At 70.7% G+C, this 14420-nt stretch carries 12 protein-coding genes and 2 tRNA genes; 3 read left to right on the top strand and 11 right to left on the bottom strand.

Annotation, left to right across the window (positions count from 1 at the left end):
• The first annotated feature begins 17 nt into the window (after positions 1-17).
• Positions 18-1682: a hypothetical protein gene (locus tag IF47_RS0108320; RefSeq protein ID WP_031507694.1), complete on the top strand. Its 1665-nt coding sequence runs from the start codon at positions 18-20 to the stop codon at positions 1680-1682.
• 88 nt (positions 1683-1770) lie between these two features.
• Here IF47_RS0108320 and IF47_RS0108315 read toward each other — a convergent pair whose 3' ends face one another.
• Positions 1771-2331, bottom strand: coding sequence for an HIT family protein (locus tag IF47_RS0108315; protein WP_031507692.1), 561 nt, complete (start codon positions 2329-2331; stop codon positions 1771-1773).
• A gap of 108 nt (positions 2332-2439) precedes the next feature.
• Positions 2440-4419, bottom strand: coding sequence for a threonine--tRNA ligase (thrS, locus tag IF47_RS0108310; protein ID WP_031507690.1), 1980 nt, complete (start codon positions 4417-4419; stop codon positions 2440-2442).
• 217 nt (positions 4420-4636) lie between these two features.
• Between thrS and IF47_RS0108305 the strand changes: the two genes are divergently transcribed.
• Complete coding sequence (locus IF47_RS0108305; protein ID WP_031507688.1) at positions 4637-5362, top strand: 3'-5' exonuclease; 726 nt, start codon at positions 4637-4639, stop codon at positions 5360-5362.
• A gap of 73 nt (positions 5363-5435) precedes the next feature.
• On the opposite strand, the gene IF47_RS0108300 is transcribed toward IF47_RS0108305, so the two are convergent.
• The 9 genes from IF47_RS0108300 to IF47_RS0108260 all read right to left on the bottom strand — a co-directional run bounded on the left by IF47_RS0108300 (position 5436) and on the right by IF47_RS0108260 (position 13877).
• Positions 5436-5507 (bottom strand) — tRNA-Val (locus IF47_RS0108300).
• Positions 5508-5557: 50 nt separating this feature from the next.
• Positions 5558-6091: an SRPBCC family protein gene (locus IF47_RS0108295; RefSeq protein ID WP_037732224.1), complete on the bottom strand. Its 534-nt coding sequence runs from the start codon at positions 6089-6091 to the stop codon at positions 5558-5560.
• Positions 6092-6317: 226 nt separating this feature from the next.
• A complete protein-coding gene (locus IF47_RS0108290) occupies positions 6318-9074 on the bottom strand; it encodes an exo-rhamnogalacturonan lyase family protein (protein WP_031507684.1) in 2757 nt (918 codons plus the stop codon).
• Between the two features lie 112 nt (positions 9075-9186).
• Positions 9187-9858 carry a hypothetical protein gene (locus IF47_RS0108285; RefSeq protein WP_245641042.1) on the bottom strand — a complete coding sequence of 224 codons (672 nt, stop codon included), beginning with the start codon at positions 9856-9858 and terminating at the stop codon, positions 9187-9189.
• Between the two features lie 10 nt (positions 9859-9868).
• Complete coding sequence (locus tag IF47_RS0108280; RefSeq protein WP_031507681.1) at positions 9869-10753, bottom strand: carbohydrate ABC transporter permease; 885 nt, start codon at positions 10751-10753, stop codon at positions 9869-9871.
• Complete coding sequence (locus IF47_RS0108275) at positions 10750-11724, bottom strand: carbohydrate ABC transporter permease (protein ID WP_245641049.1); 975 nt, start codon at positions 11722-11724, stop codon at positions 10750-10752. The genes IF47_RS0108280 and IF47_RS0108275 overlap by 4 nt, the downstream gene beginning before the upstream one ends.
• 47 nt (positions 11725-11771) lie before the next feature.
• Positions 11772-13043, bottom strand: coding sequence for an ABC transporter substrate-binding protein (locus tag IF47_RS0108270; protein WP_031507678.1), 1272 nt, complete (start codon positions 13041-13043; stop codon positions 11772-11774).
• Between the two features lie 234 nt (positions 13044-13277).
• A tRNA-Val gene (locus IF47_RS0108265) sits at positions 13278-13349 on the bottom strand.
• A gap of 72 nt (positions 13350-13421) precedes the next feature.
• Positions 13422-13877 (bottom strand): TIGR02611 family protein, encoded by a 456-nt coding sequence (locus tag IF47_RS0108260; protein WP_078591653.1) that lies wholly within the window; start codon positions 13875-13877, stop codon positions 13422-13424.
• A 129-nt stretch (positions 13878-14006) separates the two neighbouring features.
• Here IF47_RS0108260 and IF47_RS0108255 point away from each other — a divergent pair, with 129 nt between their 5' ends.
• The gene (locus IF47_RS0108255; protein WP_003959770.1) at positions 14007-14420 is read left to right on the top strand and encodes an SsgA family sporulation/cell division regulator; all 414 of its coding nucleotides are present in this window, start codon (positions 14007-14009) and stop codon (positions 14418-14420) included.

The following is a 14420-nucleotide window of genomic DNA, read 5'->3' as shown; positions in this document are numbered from 1 at the left end:
ACGGAGTGGGGGCACCATTGGCGGGGTTCGATGACCTCGAAGGCGCGTACGACTTCAGTCCCGGCGCGCAGATCCCGTTGACCGGGGCGGGCAGCGGGCAGACCGCGGCCACCCATGCGCTCGCCTCGGCCGCCTACCGCGACGGTCCCGTGACGGACCTGATCGCGGCGAACGGCGACGTCAAGGTCTCGGCGCCCAGGTTCTCGCTCTTCGAACCGAACCTGGGCGAGGCGTTCGCCCGCGCGGTCCAGGTCCGGACGCTCGGCGGCGGGCGCAAGCCGCTGATCCAGTCCTTCGGCTGCGAGCCGCAGACCGTGGTCGAGCACTGCCTGGCGGCCGGCCGCATCCGCCGGCAGCGCGACGCCCGGCTCACCGTCGTGATGGTGCTCTTCGGGCTGCTCTTCCTGCCCGGGGTGCTGCTGTGGCTCGGCGGCTTCCAGTTGCGCCGGACCTTGGCGGGCGCGCAGGACAAGAGGACCGGGGCCCTGGGCACCGTCGCGCTCGCCGCGCTCGGCGTCCTCGCGGTGATCTTCGTGATCCAGTTGCCGTTCACCGGTTTCTGGGCGATCTACCTGCGCGTGATGCTGGTCGCCCCGGTCGTCGGCTGGCTGTGGGCGAAGCAGATCTGCGAGCGCTACGCCAAGGACCTGCGATCGCGCTGGGAGGGGCTGCTCACCGGCGGCGGGGTCGGCGCCAAGATCCCCGAGGCCGTGCCGCACGCCCCCGGCGACGCGGGCGCCGAGAACATCCGGCTGAACCTGGCCAAACTGACGGCCGAGCAGCGCAGCAACCTCGTCTTCTACGCCGGCTCCAAGGGCATACTCGGCATGGGCACCCGCTGGGGGAGCTGGCAGCTCGCCGAGGAGCTGACGCCCGCCACCCCGGGCACCGAGATCAACCCCTTCCGTAGCTGGGACGTCATCCGCGCCATCCACGACCGGCTGCGGATGCTGGAGCGCGGCCCGCTCCACACCGGCGGTTTCCCGACCCCCTCCGTCCGGCACTGGATCGTCGCCCCCGTCGGGGAGGGCGCCTCGGAGGTGGCCCGGCCCGAGGGGCAGGAGGTCGAGGCGTACCGGATCAAGGACTTCGAGGTCCAGCGGATCTGCAACGAGCAGCAGTTCGACAGTGGGAACCGGCACTACCTGGGCGTCCAGTTCGTGCTGTGGGACGGCCAGTTGGTGATCACCATGCTGGTCAACGTGACCGTGCTCCACCACACCCTGCGCATCGAGGTCACCGGCCACGCGCTGGGGCCGGTGCACTCGCTGTTCAGCACCAAGCCGTCCCCGAAGACCAAGACGGTCTCCAAGCCGGTCAGGTTCTGGGAGACCAAGGACATCACGCTGCCCCTGATCGACGCCCCCGAGGTGGTGCGACTGACGGCGCGCGCCCCGCTCACGTGGTTCCCGCCGGTGCTGGACCACCTGGGCGGCAAGCTGACCCTTCCCGAGCCCTTCGGCCTGCGGCACGTGTGGGCCGACAAGCCGTGGCGCCACCGCTTCATGGCCGACGACGTCCTGCGCACGGCCACGCCGGTGCTGCGGGCGGTGCACGCGGCGGCCCTGAAGGTGCTGGAGGAGAACGGCGTGGACACCGAGAAGTTCGGCGCCCGCTCGGGGGCGCTCAGCGGCTCGGTACAGGCTCCCGATCCGGGCCAGGCGGACGTGTACAACGCCTGAGGTCCCCGGCCGACGGCTTCGGCCCCTTCCGCCCGGGCGGAAGGGGCCGAAGCCGTCGGCCGGACACCACTCGGTGCCGGCGGACGTCTCAGGCGGCGGGCCAGACCTCGGCGAGCATCCGGCGGGTGTCGGCCAGCAACTGCGGCAGCACCTTGGTGTGTCCCACCACCGGCATGAAGTTGGTGTCCCCTCCCCAGCGGGGGACGATGTGCTGGTGGAGGTGGGCGGCGATGCCGGCGCCCGCGACGGCGCCCTGGTTCATGCCGATGTTGAACCCCTGCGCCCCGGAGGCGGCGCGCAGCGCCCCCATGGCCCGCTTGGTGTAGTCGGCCAGCTCCGCCGTCTCCTCGTCGGTGAGGTCGGTGTAGTCGGCGACGTGCCGGAAGGGCACGACCATCAGGTGGCCGCCGTTGTACGGGTAGAGGTTGAGCACCGCGTACACCTGCTCGCCGCGGGCGACCACCAGCCCGTCCTCGTCGGACTTGGCCGGGATGGCGCAGAACGGACAGTTGTCGCCGGCGCCCGGGCCGCTCGGCTTGTTCTCCCCCTGGATGTAGGCCATCCGGTGGGGCGTCCACAGGCGCTGGAAGGCGTCCGGCGACCCCACTCCGATCTGCTGTTCCGGCTCGCTGCTCATGCGGGCCAGCATAGGACTTCGCCGGTGCTCGGCGTGCCGCCGGGGCGGGAACGGGGCGGAGCGCACCGGGCCCCGGAGCGGTCTCGCTCCGGGGCCCGGTGACCGACCGCGGCGGGGCCGTCAGACCTGGATGCGGGACTCGACGGCCTTGGCCATCTCCGCGATGGCCTCCTCGCGCGGCACCCCGTTCTTCTGCGAGCCGTCGCGGTAGCGGAAGCTCACCGCCCCGTTCGCCATGTCGTCGTCACCGGCGATGATCATGAACGGCACCTTGCTCTTCTGCGCGTTCCTGATCTTCTTCTGCATCCGGTCCGAGGAGGAGTCCACCTCCATCCGCAGCCCGGCGGCCTTCGCCTGGGCGGCGAACTCCTCCAGGTACGGCACGTGGGTGTCGCCGATGGGGATGCCGACCGCCTGGACCGGGGCCAGCCAGGCCGGGAAGGCGCCCGCGTAGTGCTCCAGCAGGACGGCGAAGAACCGCTCGATGGAGCCGAACAGCGCGCGGTGGATCATCACCGGCCGCTGCCGGGAGCCGTCGGCGGCGGTGTACTCCAGCTCGAACCGCTTGGGCTGCTGGAAGTCCACCTGGATCGTGGACATCTGCCAGGTGCGGCCGATGGCGTCACGGGCCTGGACGGAGATCTTGGGACCGTAGTAGGCCGCGCCGCCCGGGTCCATCACCAGTTCCAGACCCTGCTTGCCGGCGGCCTGCCGCAGCGCCTCGGTGGCCTCCTCCCACTCCTGGGGCTCGCCGATGAACTTCTCGGAGTCGTCGCGGGTGGAGAGCTCCAGGTAGAAGTCGCTCAGGCCGTAGTCGCGGAGCAGGTCCAGCACGAAGGTGAGCAGGTTGTCCAGCTCGTCGGGCATCTGCTCCTTGGTGCAGTAGATGTGCGAGTCGTCCTGGGTGAAACCGCGGGCCCGGGTCAGGCCATGCACCACACCGGACTTCTCGTAGCGGTAGACCGTGCCGAACTCGAACAGCCGCAGCGGCAGCTCCCGGTAGGACCGCCCGCGCGCCTTGAAGATCAGGTTGTGCATCGGGCAGTTCATCGCCTTGAGGCGGTAGTTCTGCCCCTCGAACTCCAGCGGCGGGAACATCGACTCCGCGTAGTTCGGCAGGTGCCCGGAGGTCTCGAAGAGGCCCTCCTTGGTGATGTGCGGGGTGTTGACGAACTCGTACCCCGACTGCTCGTGCCGCCTGCGGGAGTACTCCTCCATCACCCGGCGGACGGTGCCGCCCTTGGGGTGGAAGACCGCCAGGCCCGACCCCAGCTCCTCGGGGATGGAGAACAGGTCCAGCTCGGCGCCGAGCCTGCGGTGGTCGCGCTTCTCGGCCTCCGCCAGGAACTCCAGGTGCGCCTTCAGCTCGTCCTTCGACGGCCAGGCGGTGCCGTAGATCCGCTGGAGCTGGGGGTTCTTCTCACTGCCGCGCCAGTACGCGGCGGCCGAGCGCATCAGCTTGAACGCCGGGATGGTGCGGGTGGTCGGCAGGTGCGGGCCGCGGCACAGGTCCTTCCAGCACAGCTCGCCCGTCTTGGCGTCGAGGTTGTCGTAGATGGTCAGCTCGCCCGCGCCGACCTCCGCGGAGGCGCCTTCGGCGGCCTCGGCGGCGTTCCCCTTGAGTCCGATCAGCTCCAGCTTGTAGGGCTCCGCGGCCAGCTCCTCGCGGGCCTCCTCGTCGCTGGTCACGCGGCGGGAGAAGCGCTGACCGCGCTTGACGATCTCCTGCATCCGCTTCTCGATGCGCTTGAGGTCGTCCGGGGTGAACGGCTCGGGGACGTCGAAGTCGTAGTAGAAGCCGTCCCGGATGGGCGGGCCGATGCCGAGCTTGGCCTCCGGGAAGAGGTCCTGCACGGCCTGGGCCATCACGTGGGCGGTGGAGTGCCGCAGGATGTCCAGGCCGTCGGGGCTGGAGATCTCCACCGGCTCGACCTCGTCGCCGTCGGCGAGTTCGTGGGCCAGGTCCCTGAGCTGCCCGCCGACGCGCGCGGCGATGACCGAGCGGTCGCCGTCGAAGAGGTCGGCGGCCGTGGTGCCCGTGGTCACCACGCGCTCTTCCCGCTCGGAATCGCGTTGGATGATCACACGGACGTCCGTCACCGGTCTCTCCTGACTGCTCATCTGTCTCGGTGCGCGCCGGCGATCGCGGCGCACCGTGAATCGTACCGATCCCGGCGCCCGGACCGCGAAACGGTCGCGGATCGGCACGGGCCGGCGCGGAGGGGGCGGGGTTGGCCGCGCGCCGGGTGCGGTATCAACCGGGGCGACGCCCCGCGGTCGGCGCGGCGCCGGGAAGGACACGGAGGGGATACGGGACATGACGGTGTGGTACGAGGGACCGCTCGCCGCCTTCGACACCGAGACCACGGGGGTGGACCCGGAGCGGGACCGGATCGTCTCGGCCGCACTGGTGCTCCAGGACGCCCCGGACGCGCCGGTACGGGCCACGCGCTGGTTGGTCGATCCGGGGGTGCCCGTGCCGGAGGCCGCGACGGCCGTGCACGGACTGACCGGGGAGCACCTGCGCGAGCACGGCCGCCGCCCGGCGGAGGTACTGGAGGAGATCGTCCGGGCCCTGGCCGCCCAGGGGTCCGCGGGGAGACCGCTGGTGGTGATGAACGCGCCGTTCGACCTGACGCTGCTGGACCGGGAGTTGCGGCGGCACCGCGACACCTCCCTGGAGCGTTCCGCGGGGTCCGCGCCGATGTGCGTGCTCGACCCCAAGGTCCTGGACAAGCACCTGGACCGCTACCGCAAGGGCCGTCGGACGCTGACCGACCTGTGCGGGCACTACGGGGTGGAGGCGGACGGGGCCCACGACGCCGCGGCCGACGCCACGGCGGCGCTGCGGGTCGTCCGGGAGGTGGGACGTCGTTTCGCGCGGCGGTTGTCGTCGCTGTCGCCGACCGAACTGCACACCCTGCAGGCGGTCTGGCACGCCGCGCAGGCGCGAGGGCTCCAGGCGTGGTTCACGCGCAACGGGTCGGACGAGGTCGTCGATCCCGCGTGGCCGCTGCGTCCGCGGGTCCCGGCCACGGCCTGAGAGGTGAGGCCGTGCACGGCCCCACGCGACGAGGCCGGTTCCGTCGTCGGACGGAACCGGCCTCGTCGGGCGGTGGGCGATACTGGGTTCGAACCAGTGACCTCTTCGGTGTGAACGAAGCGCTCTCCCACTGAGCTAATCGCCCGGGTGTCGTGCCCCTCGGCACGACGAGAACCATACAGGGCGGCCGGGGGATCATCCAAACCGTTCGCCCTCGGGCCCTCGTCCCGACCGGTCGGCGGGGCCGCCCGTCCTGCTCCGGCCCCGGTGCCGTCCTTCCAGCCGGCGCCGCAGTCCGCGGCGCCCGGCGCGCATCATCAGGGTGTGGTTGGCCTTGAACAGGGGGCGTCCGGGCAGCGCCAGCCGCCGCAGGAGGGGGCTGCGGACCTCCACCTCCTGCTCGAAGAGGACTCGGGTGCCGCCGGTCGTGCCGCCGTCGCGTGGCGCCGTCCGCCAGCGGGCCCAGCCGTCCAGGTCCCCGGACAGGGCGATCGCCAGGACGCGCGCGGCGGGGTCGCGGTGCGTGGCCCGGGCGGTGACCCGCAGGTCGTAGGGCAGGAGGGAGCGGAAGACGGCGGTCCCGGTGTGCCCGTCGTCCCACCGGTGGACCTCGCGCACCTGCGGCCACCAGAGGGGGTACTCCTCGACCCGTTCCAGCACGGCGTGGACGGTGTCCGCCGGCGCGTCCAGGGTCCACACGCTGCGGAAGCGGTAGTGGTTCAGTCCCACGGTGGCCGATCCCTCTCCCCGGGCGCCTCGCGCGCCGTGCGCGTCGAACGTTCTCCGTCCCACCGATGCCCCCCGGTCGCCGTCGCCATGCGCCGCCGGTTCCCCGGTGACGGTTCCGTCCCCGGCGCGTTCCTCCGCCCCGCCGGCGGGAGTTGACGACCGCTCGACGCACGACGGCGGGTGGAGGGGCGGCTCCCCGCGCTCCCTCCGCCCGCCGGTCGTCGGGTCACTCGGGGATGCGGTCCCCGATCAGGGCGAGGTTCTGGATGGCGGCCAGCCCGTACAGGGCGGTGGTGTTGGTGTCCACCCAGGGGGCTCCGCTGCCCTCGACCAGCGCCATGGGACCGGTGATCCTCTCCGTCTTCCACGGGGAGGACTCGGCGTAGCCCCACTGGTCCTTGGTGTGGAACTCCCGCCAGGCGCGGGTGGCGTACTTGTCCCGTTCGTCCTTCAGCCGGGAGGCCGCGTAGGCGGTGAGGCGGGAGTGTCCCTGTTGGAGGATGAGGTTGGTCGCGTACCCGCCCAGTTCGGCCCGCTGTTCCTCCCGGGTGGCGCCGTAGAGGCGGCAGTACTGGAGCCACGCCTCCTCGAAGCCCTCGACGTCGGTGATGTGGATCAGTTCGGCGCAGATCTCCACCTGACCGAACATCGCGCTCAGGTGACTCATCGAGACCTTCTTCTCCGCCTCGGCGAACTCCCCGGTCTCGATGTCGTAGAGGCCCTCGCCGGTGCAGAAGCCGTTGGGCATCCGCGCGATGGTGCGCATGGTGGCCTTGAGCTTCCTCTCGGCCTTCTCCGCCTTGGGGCCGCGGCGTTCCCACTCGGTGAGCCAGGCGGCGGCCAGTCCGCTCCAGTCGGTGCCCAGTCCGATGGCCAGCGCGCGCGGATCGGGCTCGTAGGGCTCGGTGCGGATCTTGCGCAGCGGGTCCAGGGCGAGGAAGGTCTCGTCGGAGTCGACGAGGGCGTGCATGAGGTCGCCGCAGCGCTCGTCGGCGGTGAGGAAGTAGTACGGGCGTCGGTAGACGGCGGTGGAGATGCGCTGCTGCTTGGCGCTGTCGGCGTAGTGCTGGACGCCGTGGCGGGTGCCGAGCCCGGCCCACTCGCCGATGTGGTAGACGTCGACCTCGCCGGTGTGGCGGGTCATGGCCTCGGCGAAGCGGAAGACGTCGGCGCGACCGGAGCGCAGGTAGGCGTACCACAGCCACAGGTCCGGGGAGAGCTCGGAGTTGTCCCAGGCGTAGCCGCCGACGTCGTACCGCCACTGGTGCCGGTCCGGGTCGTAGGTGTGCATGATGTCGCCGTAGTCCCAGAAGCCGTACCAACGGCGCTGCTCCACCTGGTCCTTGTAGTAGGCGAAGAGGAAGTCCAGGTGGTCCTCCAGCCTCGCCTTGGCGGGCGTGGAGCGGTCGACGGGGGCGAACAGCCCGCCGAAGACCCCTGTGGCGGCGAGGTGTTCGGGGGGCGCGACGAGCTGCGGCGGGGTCTGGACGGCCTTGGCCTGGCGGGCGAGGGTCTCGGCGTCGGGGGTGGCGGCGTTGGCCCAGAACATCAACTCGCTGGTGCGGGCGATGCCGTAGGGGGTGCCGAAGCCCGGCTCGTGGTCCTCGTAGGTGATGTTGAGGCCCTCCAACTGCTCGGCGTGGGTGTCCTGGCCGAGCCCGTCGTGGTAGAAGCGCAGGTCCATCGGCTGGGCCTCGGGTGACCAGAGCCACAGGGTGACCTCGGCCTCGTCGCCCGCGGCGTCCCGGACGTCGAGCTGGGTGGGGTGCTTGCGCCAGAAGTCGCGCAGCCCGAAGGAGAGTCCGCCGCTCGCCCCGCCGACGTAGCCGAAGCCCGAGGCCCGGCGTCCGCCGCCCGCGGGAATCCAGCCGTGGCCGGGCTTGGTGCGCTTGCGGACGGTGAAGCCGTCGGCGGACAGTTGGCCGAGGGTGTAGTCGCCCCAGGTGGGGATGAGGTGGAGTCGGCTGGTGACGCGCTGGTCCCAGGTGGCGGGGTCGGGCAGTCTCTCGCCCCTGACCTGTTTGGCGCGCACCTCGGCGCCGGGGTCGCGGCGCAGGCCGGTGATGCCCCTGACGGCCTCCGAGAGCATGCCCTCGCCCTCGCCGCCGAGGCGGATGTGCCGGTCGTGGAACTCGTCGCGCATCGGGACGGTGAAGCGCACGCCGAGACCGCGGATGAAGTCCTCGTGCTCGTCCCCGTCGTAGGTGATGGTGTGCACCATCCGGAAGGACTCGGCGCCCGCGTGGAAGTACAGGCGGATGCCGAACGGCAGCCAACCACGGCCGCCCTTGCGGTGTTTGCCGTCGACGCGGATCACCGCCCGCACGGGGCCGTCCTGTTCGACGGTGACCTTCTCGATGTCGCTGTCGAAGCGCTGCCACTTCTGTGATCCCTGGTCGCCGTCGTCGATCTCCTCTTGGCGGAGGAGGACGAGGCGGCCGTCCTTGGCGATCTCGGTGCCGCCCCTGCGGACGGACTTCACCAGGGCCTTGCCGGCCTTGCCGATGCGGGCGGTGATGACGCCGGTGTCCACCTCCACGGTGCCGCCCTTGCGTTCGACGGTGACGGTCTTGGCGGGCGCGGCCGGAGCGGCGCCCGGGGTGAGCCGGTAGGAGGAGGCGTTCCCGGCCTCGGGGCCGACGGCGTGCGCGGTCCATTTGACGGTGCCGTCGGGCCAGTAGGCGGTGGTCCAGGTCTGGACGGGGACCTTCTCGCCGTCGGCGGTGGCGAGCGAGAACTCGGTGCCGGCCTTGACCCCGCCCTTGGGCCAGGGCACTCCGAAGGTGTTGCCGGGCGCCTCGCCGAGGCCGCCGTCCTCCAACCAGGTGATCTTCACCGGGCCGTCCGCGTCCTTGGGGCCCGCGGTGGTTCCGGTGGTGTGGGCCGCGTGGGCGGGGGCGTTGCCGAGCAGCCAGGACGCCTGGGCGGCGGCACCGGCCACGGCTGCCGCCCGGAGCACGCCGCGTCGAGGGATCGGGGGCATGGACACTCCTGTTCCTATGTCAAGTGCATGACAGATAGAGGTGTCGCCCGTCCGTGTCGGGCCCGTTTCCGGCCCGGCACGGACGGTGTGAGGGGAGGTGGGGAAGGGGGAGTCAGCGGCGGACGGACCGCCGCTCGACGGCCACCGCGCAGGCGGCCAGGGCGCCGAGCGCCGGCGCGACCAGCGGCGCCAGCATCCAGGCGGCGACGGCGACCACGGCCAGTCCCCCGGCGAGCAGCAGCGAACCGCCCGGATCGGCGCGCCAGGCGTGGCGCGCGACACGGCGACCGGTGCGCAGCCAGTCCTCGCCGGGCCGCCATGCGGCGGCCGTGCGCAGGCCCGTGACCACCACGGCCACCGCGCAGGCGGCCGTGACGGCCCCGACGGCGGTCACCGCCGGGCCGCCGGGCAGGACCCCGGAGGAGACCACCCGCAGGTCGAAGGCGAGCAGCGCCAGGGCCGCCCACCACAGCAGCGAGAACCGCAGGCCCTCGCGGAGGGCCGTCCACAGGTCGGCGCCGAACTCCCGCCACCCGGCCCGCTCGGCGTCCAGGTACCTCCGCAGGTGCCCGCAGGCCGCGGCGAACGCGGGCAGCGCGGTGATCAGCAGGAGCCCGGCGAGCAGCAGCCAGACACCGGTGAGCAGGCACTCGGCGAAGAGGGCGAACCGGTTCGCCAGGGGCCCGCGCCCCGCGGGGTCCGCGGCCGGGCGCTCCCCGTCCGCGGTCTCCGCGTCCGGGGAGTGCCGGACGGTTCCGGCGGGTGCCTCGGTCCTCGTCGTCATCGTGCCCGCCTCACCCCTTGAGCCCGGAGGTGGCCGCGCCCTCGACGAGGTGGCGCTGGAAGGCGAGGAAGAACAGCAGCACCGGCAGCAGGGCCGCCATCGACATGGCGACCATGCCTCCGTAGTCGGCGAGGCTGTCCTGGTCCATGAACATCTTCAGACCGAGCGAGACGGTGTACTTCTCGGGCTCGTTGAGGTAGATCAGCGGTCCGAGGAAGTCGTTCCAGGCCCAGATGAAGCTGAAGATGGAGCTGGTGATCAGCGCGGGGCGGCACAGCGGCAGCACGATGGTCCAGTAGATGCGCCAGTGTCCGCAGCCGTCGATGCGGGCCGCCTCGTCCAACTCCTTGGGCAAGTTCCGCATGAACTGCACCATCAGGAAGACGAAGAAGGCGTCCACCGCGAGGAACTTGCCCAGCAGCAGCGGCACGTAGGTGTTGACCAGCTCCATCTTCTGGAACAGCACGTACTGCGGCACCAGCAGGACGTGGACGGGCAGCAGCAGGGTGCCGATCATCAGCGTGAACAGCAGGTTGCGGCCCGCGAAGCGGACACGGGCGAAGGCGTAGGCGGCCAGGGAGCAGGAGAACAGCACCCCGATCACCGACCCCAGCGCCACGATCAGGGAGTTGACGAAGAAGGTCTCGATGCCGATGCCCGCGATGCCGTCGGCGAGCCGCTCGTAGTTGTCGGTGATGGGGTCGGTGGGCAGCAGTTGGAGGCTGCCCACGATCTCGTCGCCCGGCTTGAGGGAGGCGCCGATCACCCAGATCACGGGGTAGAGCACGACGACCAGGACGGCCAGGGCACCGGCGTGCCACAGGACCGACCTCGGCCGGCGCCGCGGCGCGGCGGTGGCCTGGGCGGGACGGACGGTTCCGGCGGGGGCGCTCATCGGCCTCCCTCCTCGTAGTGCACCCAGCGGCGCTGGGACCAGAACAGCACGGCGGTCACCACGGCGATCCCGGCCAGCAGCATCCACGCCATCGCGGAGGCGTAGCCCATGCGGAGGTTGGAGAAGCCCTGCTCGTACAGGTACCAGGTGTAGACGAGCAGCGAGTCACCGGGGCCGCCCGCGCGTCCGCCGCCGGGGCCGGCGATCACGAGCGCGGAGGTGAAGATCTGGAAGGAGTGGATGATCTCCAGCAGGAGGTTGAAGAAGACCACCGGGGAGATCATGGGCAGGGTGATGGAGCGGAACCGCCGCCAGGCGCCGGCCCCGTCCACCTCGGCCGCCTCGTACAGCTCGCGCGGCACCTGTTTGAGTCCGGCCAGGAAGATGACCATCGGTGCGCCGAACTGCCAGGCGGAGAGGGCGATCAGCGTGGGCATCGACCAGTCGGGGTCGCCGATCCAGCCGCCGCCGGACCAGCCGAACAGGCTCAGGGACCGGTCCACCACCGCGTCGTCCTGGAACAGGGCCCGCCAGACGATGCCGATGCTCACGCTCGCCCCGATCAGCGAGGGGGCGTAGAAGGCCGAGCGGTAGAAGCCCTGTCCCTTGCGGGGCTTGACCAGCAGCATCGCCACGCCGAGCGCGATGGCGAGCTTGAGCGGGGTGGCGATCAGCACGAACAGCCCGGTGACCTTCACCGACTGCCACCAGCGGTCGTCGGAGAACATCTCGGAGAAGTTCCGCAGACCGACCCAGCGGGGCGAGTCGAAGAGGTTGTAGTCGGTGAACGCCAGGTAGAGCGAGACGAGCATGGGCCCGAGGGTGAGCAGCAGGATGCCGACGCACCACGGGGAGAGGAACAGATAGCCGGCCAGGGTCTCCCGCCGGGCCCGCCGCCGGGCGGAGGCGGCGGGCCCGGGGGACGGCGCGGGACGCCGGGTCTTCCGGTCGTCCCGCTCCTCGCCGTCCACGGACGGGGCGGAGATGTCGGTGCTTGTCACGGAGCTTTCCTCTGAAGTCAGGAGCCGAGCGCGGTCTTCGCCTCGCCGAAGAACTGGGCGACTCCGTCGTCGACCGAGGTGGTGCCCTGGGCGACCGAGCCGTAGATGCTCAGGAAAGCCGCCTCCACGGTGTCGGTGCCCGCCGGGTGCGGCGTGATGGGCTCCAGGTACTCGGTGACGCTGTTCTCGTACTCGGCGATCATGGCGTCGGGGCCCTCGGGCTTGTACGCCTCGAACTGGGCGTTGGTGGGCAGGACGCCGCGGTTGTAGCCCATGATCTTCCCGACCTCGGGGTCGTTGACCATGAAGTCGATGAACGTGGCGACCTCCTCCGGGTGCTTGGTGCGGGCGGAGGCGCTGAGCATCAGCGAGGAGAGGTACTGCCCGGTCTTCTTCCCGTCCATGGTCGGGATCGGCGCCAGGGCGAGTTCCTTGTCCGTCTCGGAGGTGTAGCGGACCAGGAAGTTGTCCCAGGTGAACTCGGCGGCCGACAGTTCCGCGCTGACCGAGGACTTGGGCTTGACCTGCTCGGACTGCTTGGCCGGGACGAGCAGGCCCTCCTTGCTCTTCTCGCGGTGGTCGCCCCACCACTTCCTCAGGTCGGCCTCGGTGAAGCCGAGCCCCTTCTCGGTGAAGAACGCCTTGCCCTGCTGGCGCAGGTACAGGTCGTACAGGTACATCACGCCACCGTTGTCGCTGGCGCCCCAGAAGTCCTTCTTCGAACCGCTGATCTTCTCGACGGCCTTGTCGAAGTCCTCCCAGGTCCAGCCGGGCTCGGGGGTGACGCCGACCTTCTTGAACGCCTCCACGTCGTAGACGACCGTGAAGGTGTTGGCGCCCACCGGCACGCCCAGGAGCTTCCCGTCGACCTCACCGGCCTTCTCCAGACCCTGCCGGAAGTCGCTCAGGTCCAGGTTGCCGGCCTTCACCTGGGCGTTGAGGTCCAGCAGCAGGTTCTTCTGCCCGTACTTGCGCAGGAAGGCGTGGGAGTTCTGGAAGACGTCCGGGGGGTTGCCGCCCGCGGCCTGGGTGTTGAACTTCGTCCAGAAGTCCCCGTACTCCTGGAAGTCGGTCTTGACCTCGATGTTCGGGTGTTCCTTCTCGAACAGCTCGATGGTCTTGTTGATCAGGTCGGCCCGGTCCTGCGCGCCCCACCAGGAGTAGCGGATCGTCACCTTGCCGTCTCCGCTGTCACCGCCGCCACCGCATCCGGAGGCGAGCAGCCCCAGCGCGACAAGACCGGCGCCCAGCGCCCGCAGGCCTGTGGTCCTGCTCAGTCGAGAACTCATGACACGCCCCTCCCGGGCGGGTTCGTCCCGCCGTACCGAGTGCTTGAAACGTTTTAGGCAAGCGCTTGCCGGGCTAACCTAAGGACGTGCGACAGGGGCGTCAACGGTTCGGACGGAATTCACCGACCGCCGTGCGCGATTCACCGTCGGTGACCCGCGCACCACACGGGCCGACTGACGAAAGGGCCGGGGTCCCGGAAGGCTGTTCCGCCTTCCGGGACCCCGGCCCGTCGGTGGGCGATACTGGGTTCGAACCAGTGACCTCTTCGGTGTGAACGAAGCGCTCTCCCACTGAGCTAATCGCCCGGGTGCGACGCCAACATTACCGCATGTCAGCGACTGCTCGTGACCCCGCGCGCCCCCGGAGGCCGGCGGCTCTCAGCCCTTGAGCTCCCACGGCATGACGACCCCGTACAGCGCCAGGTAGACGCCCAGCAGACTCGCGGCGATGACCATGCCCAGCGCCGTGATGAGCATGTTGCGCCGCCGCACCTTGGGGTCGAGCGCGCGCTTGGCCGCCTCGGAGACCTTGCGCCGCGTCCAGCGCAGGACGATCTGCGCCCAGACGAACTCCGTCGCCCAGATCGCCAGCCCCGCGAAGATCACCAGCCAGCCCGGCCCGGGGAACACGAGCATCAGCACCCCGGCGATCACGACGGCGAGCCCGACGAAGAAGACGCCCACCTGCCAACTCAGGTGGAGCGCGCGGGAGGACCTGATGAAGCGCGGTGCCCGCGAACCGAGGGCCCGTTCCTTACTCTCGGTTTCCACCCGCCCCACACTACCCGAGCCCCTTGACCGCTCACCCGAACAGTGGGCTCCATAAATCACCATTCCTCCATCTGAATGATATGAAGCCCAGCAAAAAGGGCAGAGGTGTTTACAACCCTCTCGTAGGTGGCATGTCGACCTCGCCGACGTGCGAATCCCCGAGCGCACACTGAGCGAAAGGCCCTGGCGCTTATGAACACCACGGTCAGCTGCGAGCTGCACCTGCGCCTCGTTGTATCGAGCGAGTCCTCCCTGCCCGTCCCCGCGGGCCTGCGGTATGACACGGCCGACCCGTACGCCGTCCACGCCACCTTCCACACCGGCGCCGAAGAGACCGTCGAATGGGTGTTCGCCCGCGATCTCCTCGCCGAGGGTCTGCACCGCCCCACCGGAACGGGCGACGTCCGCGTCTGGCCGTCCCGCAGCCACGGTCAAGGCGTCGTCTGCATCGCTCTCAGCTCCCCGGAGGGCGAGGCGCTGCTGGAGGCCCCGGCGCGGGCCCTGGAGTCCTTCCTCAAGCGGACCGACGCCGCGGTTCCGCCCGGCACCGAACACCGGCACTTCGACCTCGACACGGAGCTCTCCCACATCCTCGCGGAGAGCTGA

The organism is Streptomyces megasporus (assembly GCF_000718985.1).
Taxonomy (GTDB): domain Bacteria; phylum Actinomycetota; class Actinomycetes; order Streptomycetales; family Streptomycetaceae; genus Streptomyces; species Streptomyces megasporus.
The sequence above is the reverse complement of the archived record's forward strand: the minus strand, read 5'-3'. Positions and strand labels throughout refer to the sequence as shown.

Coding starts and splice junctions, on each gene's coding strand:
- IF47_RS0108315 (WP_031507692.1), bottom strand. CDS start 2,331: ATGCTGGCCCGCATGAGCAGCGAGCCGGAACAGCAGATCGGAGTGGGG.
- IF47_RS0108305 (WP_031507688.1), top strand. CDS start 4,637: ATGACGGTGTGGTACGAGGGACCGCTCGCCGCCTTCGACACCGAGACC.
- IF47_RS0108290 (WP_031507684.1), bottom strand. CDS start 9,074: ATGCCCCCGATCCCTCGACGCGGCGTGCTCCGGGCGGCAGCCGTGGCC.
- IF47_RS0108285 (WP_245641042.1), bottom strand. CDS start 9,858: ATGACGACGAGGACCGAGGCACCCGCCGGAACCGTCCGGCACTCCCCG.
- IF47_RS0108280 (WP_031507681.1), bottom strand. CDS start 10,753: ATGAGCGCCCCCGCCGGAACCGTCCGTCCCGCCCAGGCCACCGCCGCG.
- IF47_RS0108270 (WP_031507678.1), bottom strand. CDS start 13,043: ATGAGTTCTCGACTGAGCAGGACCACAGGCCTGCGGGCGCTGGGCGCC.
- IF47_RS0108260 (WP_078591653.1), bottom strand. CDS start 13,877: ATGGTGATTTATGGAGCCCACTGTTCGGGTGAGCGGTCAAGGGGCTCG.
- IF47_RS0108255 (WP_003959770.1), top strand. CDS start 14,007: ATGAACACCACGGTCAGCTGCGAGCTGCACCTGCGCCTCGTTGTATCG.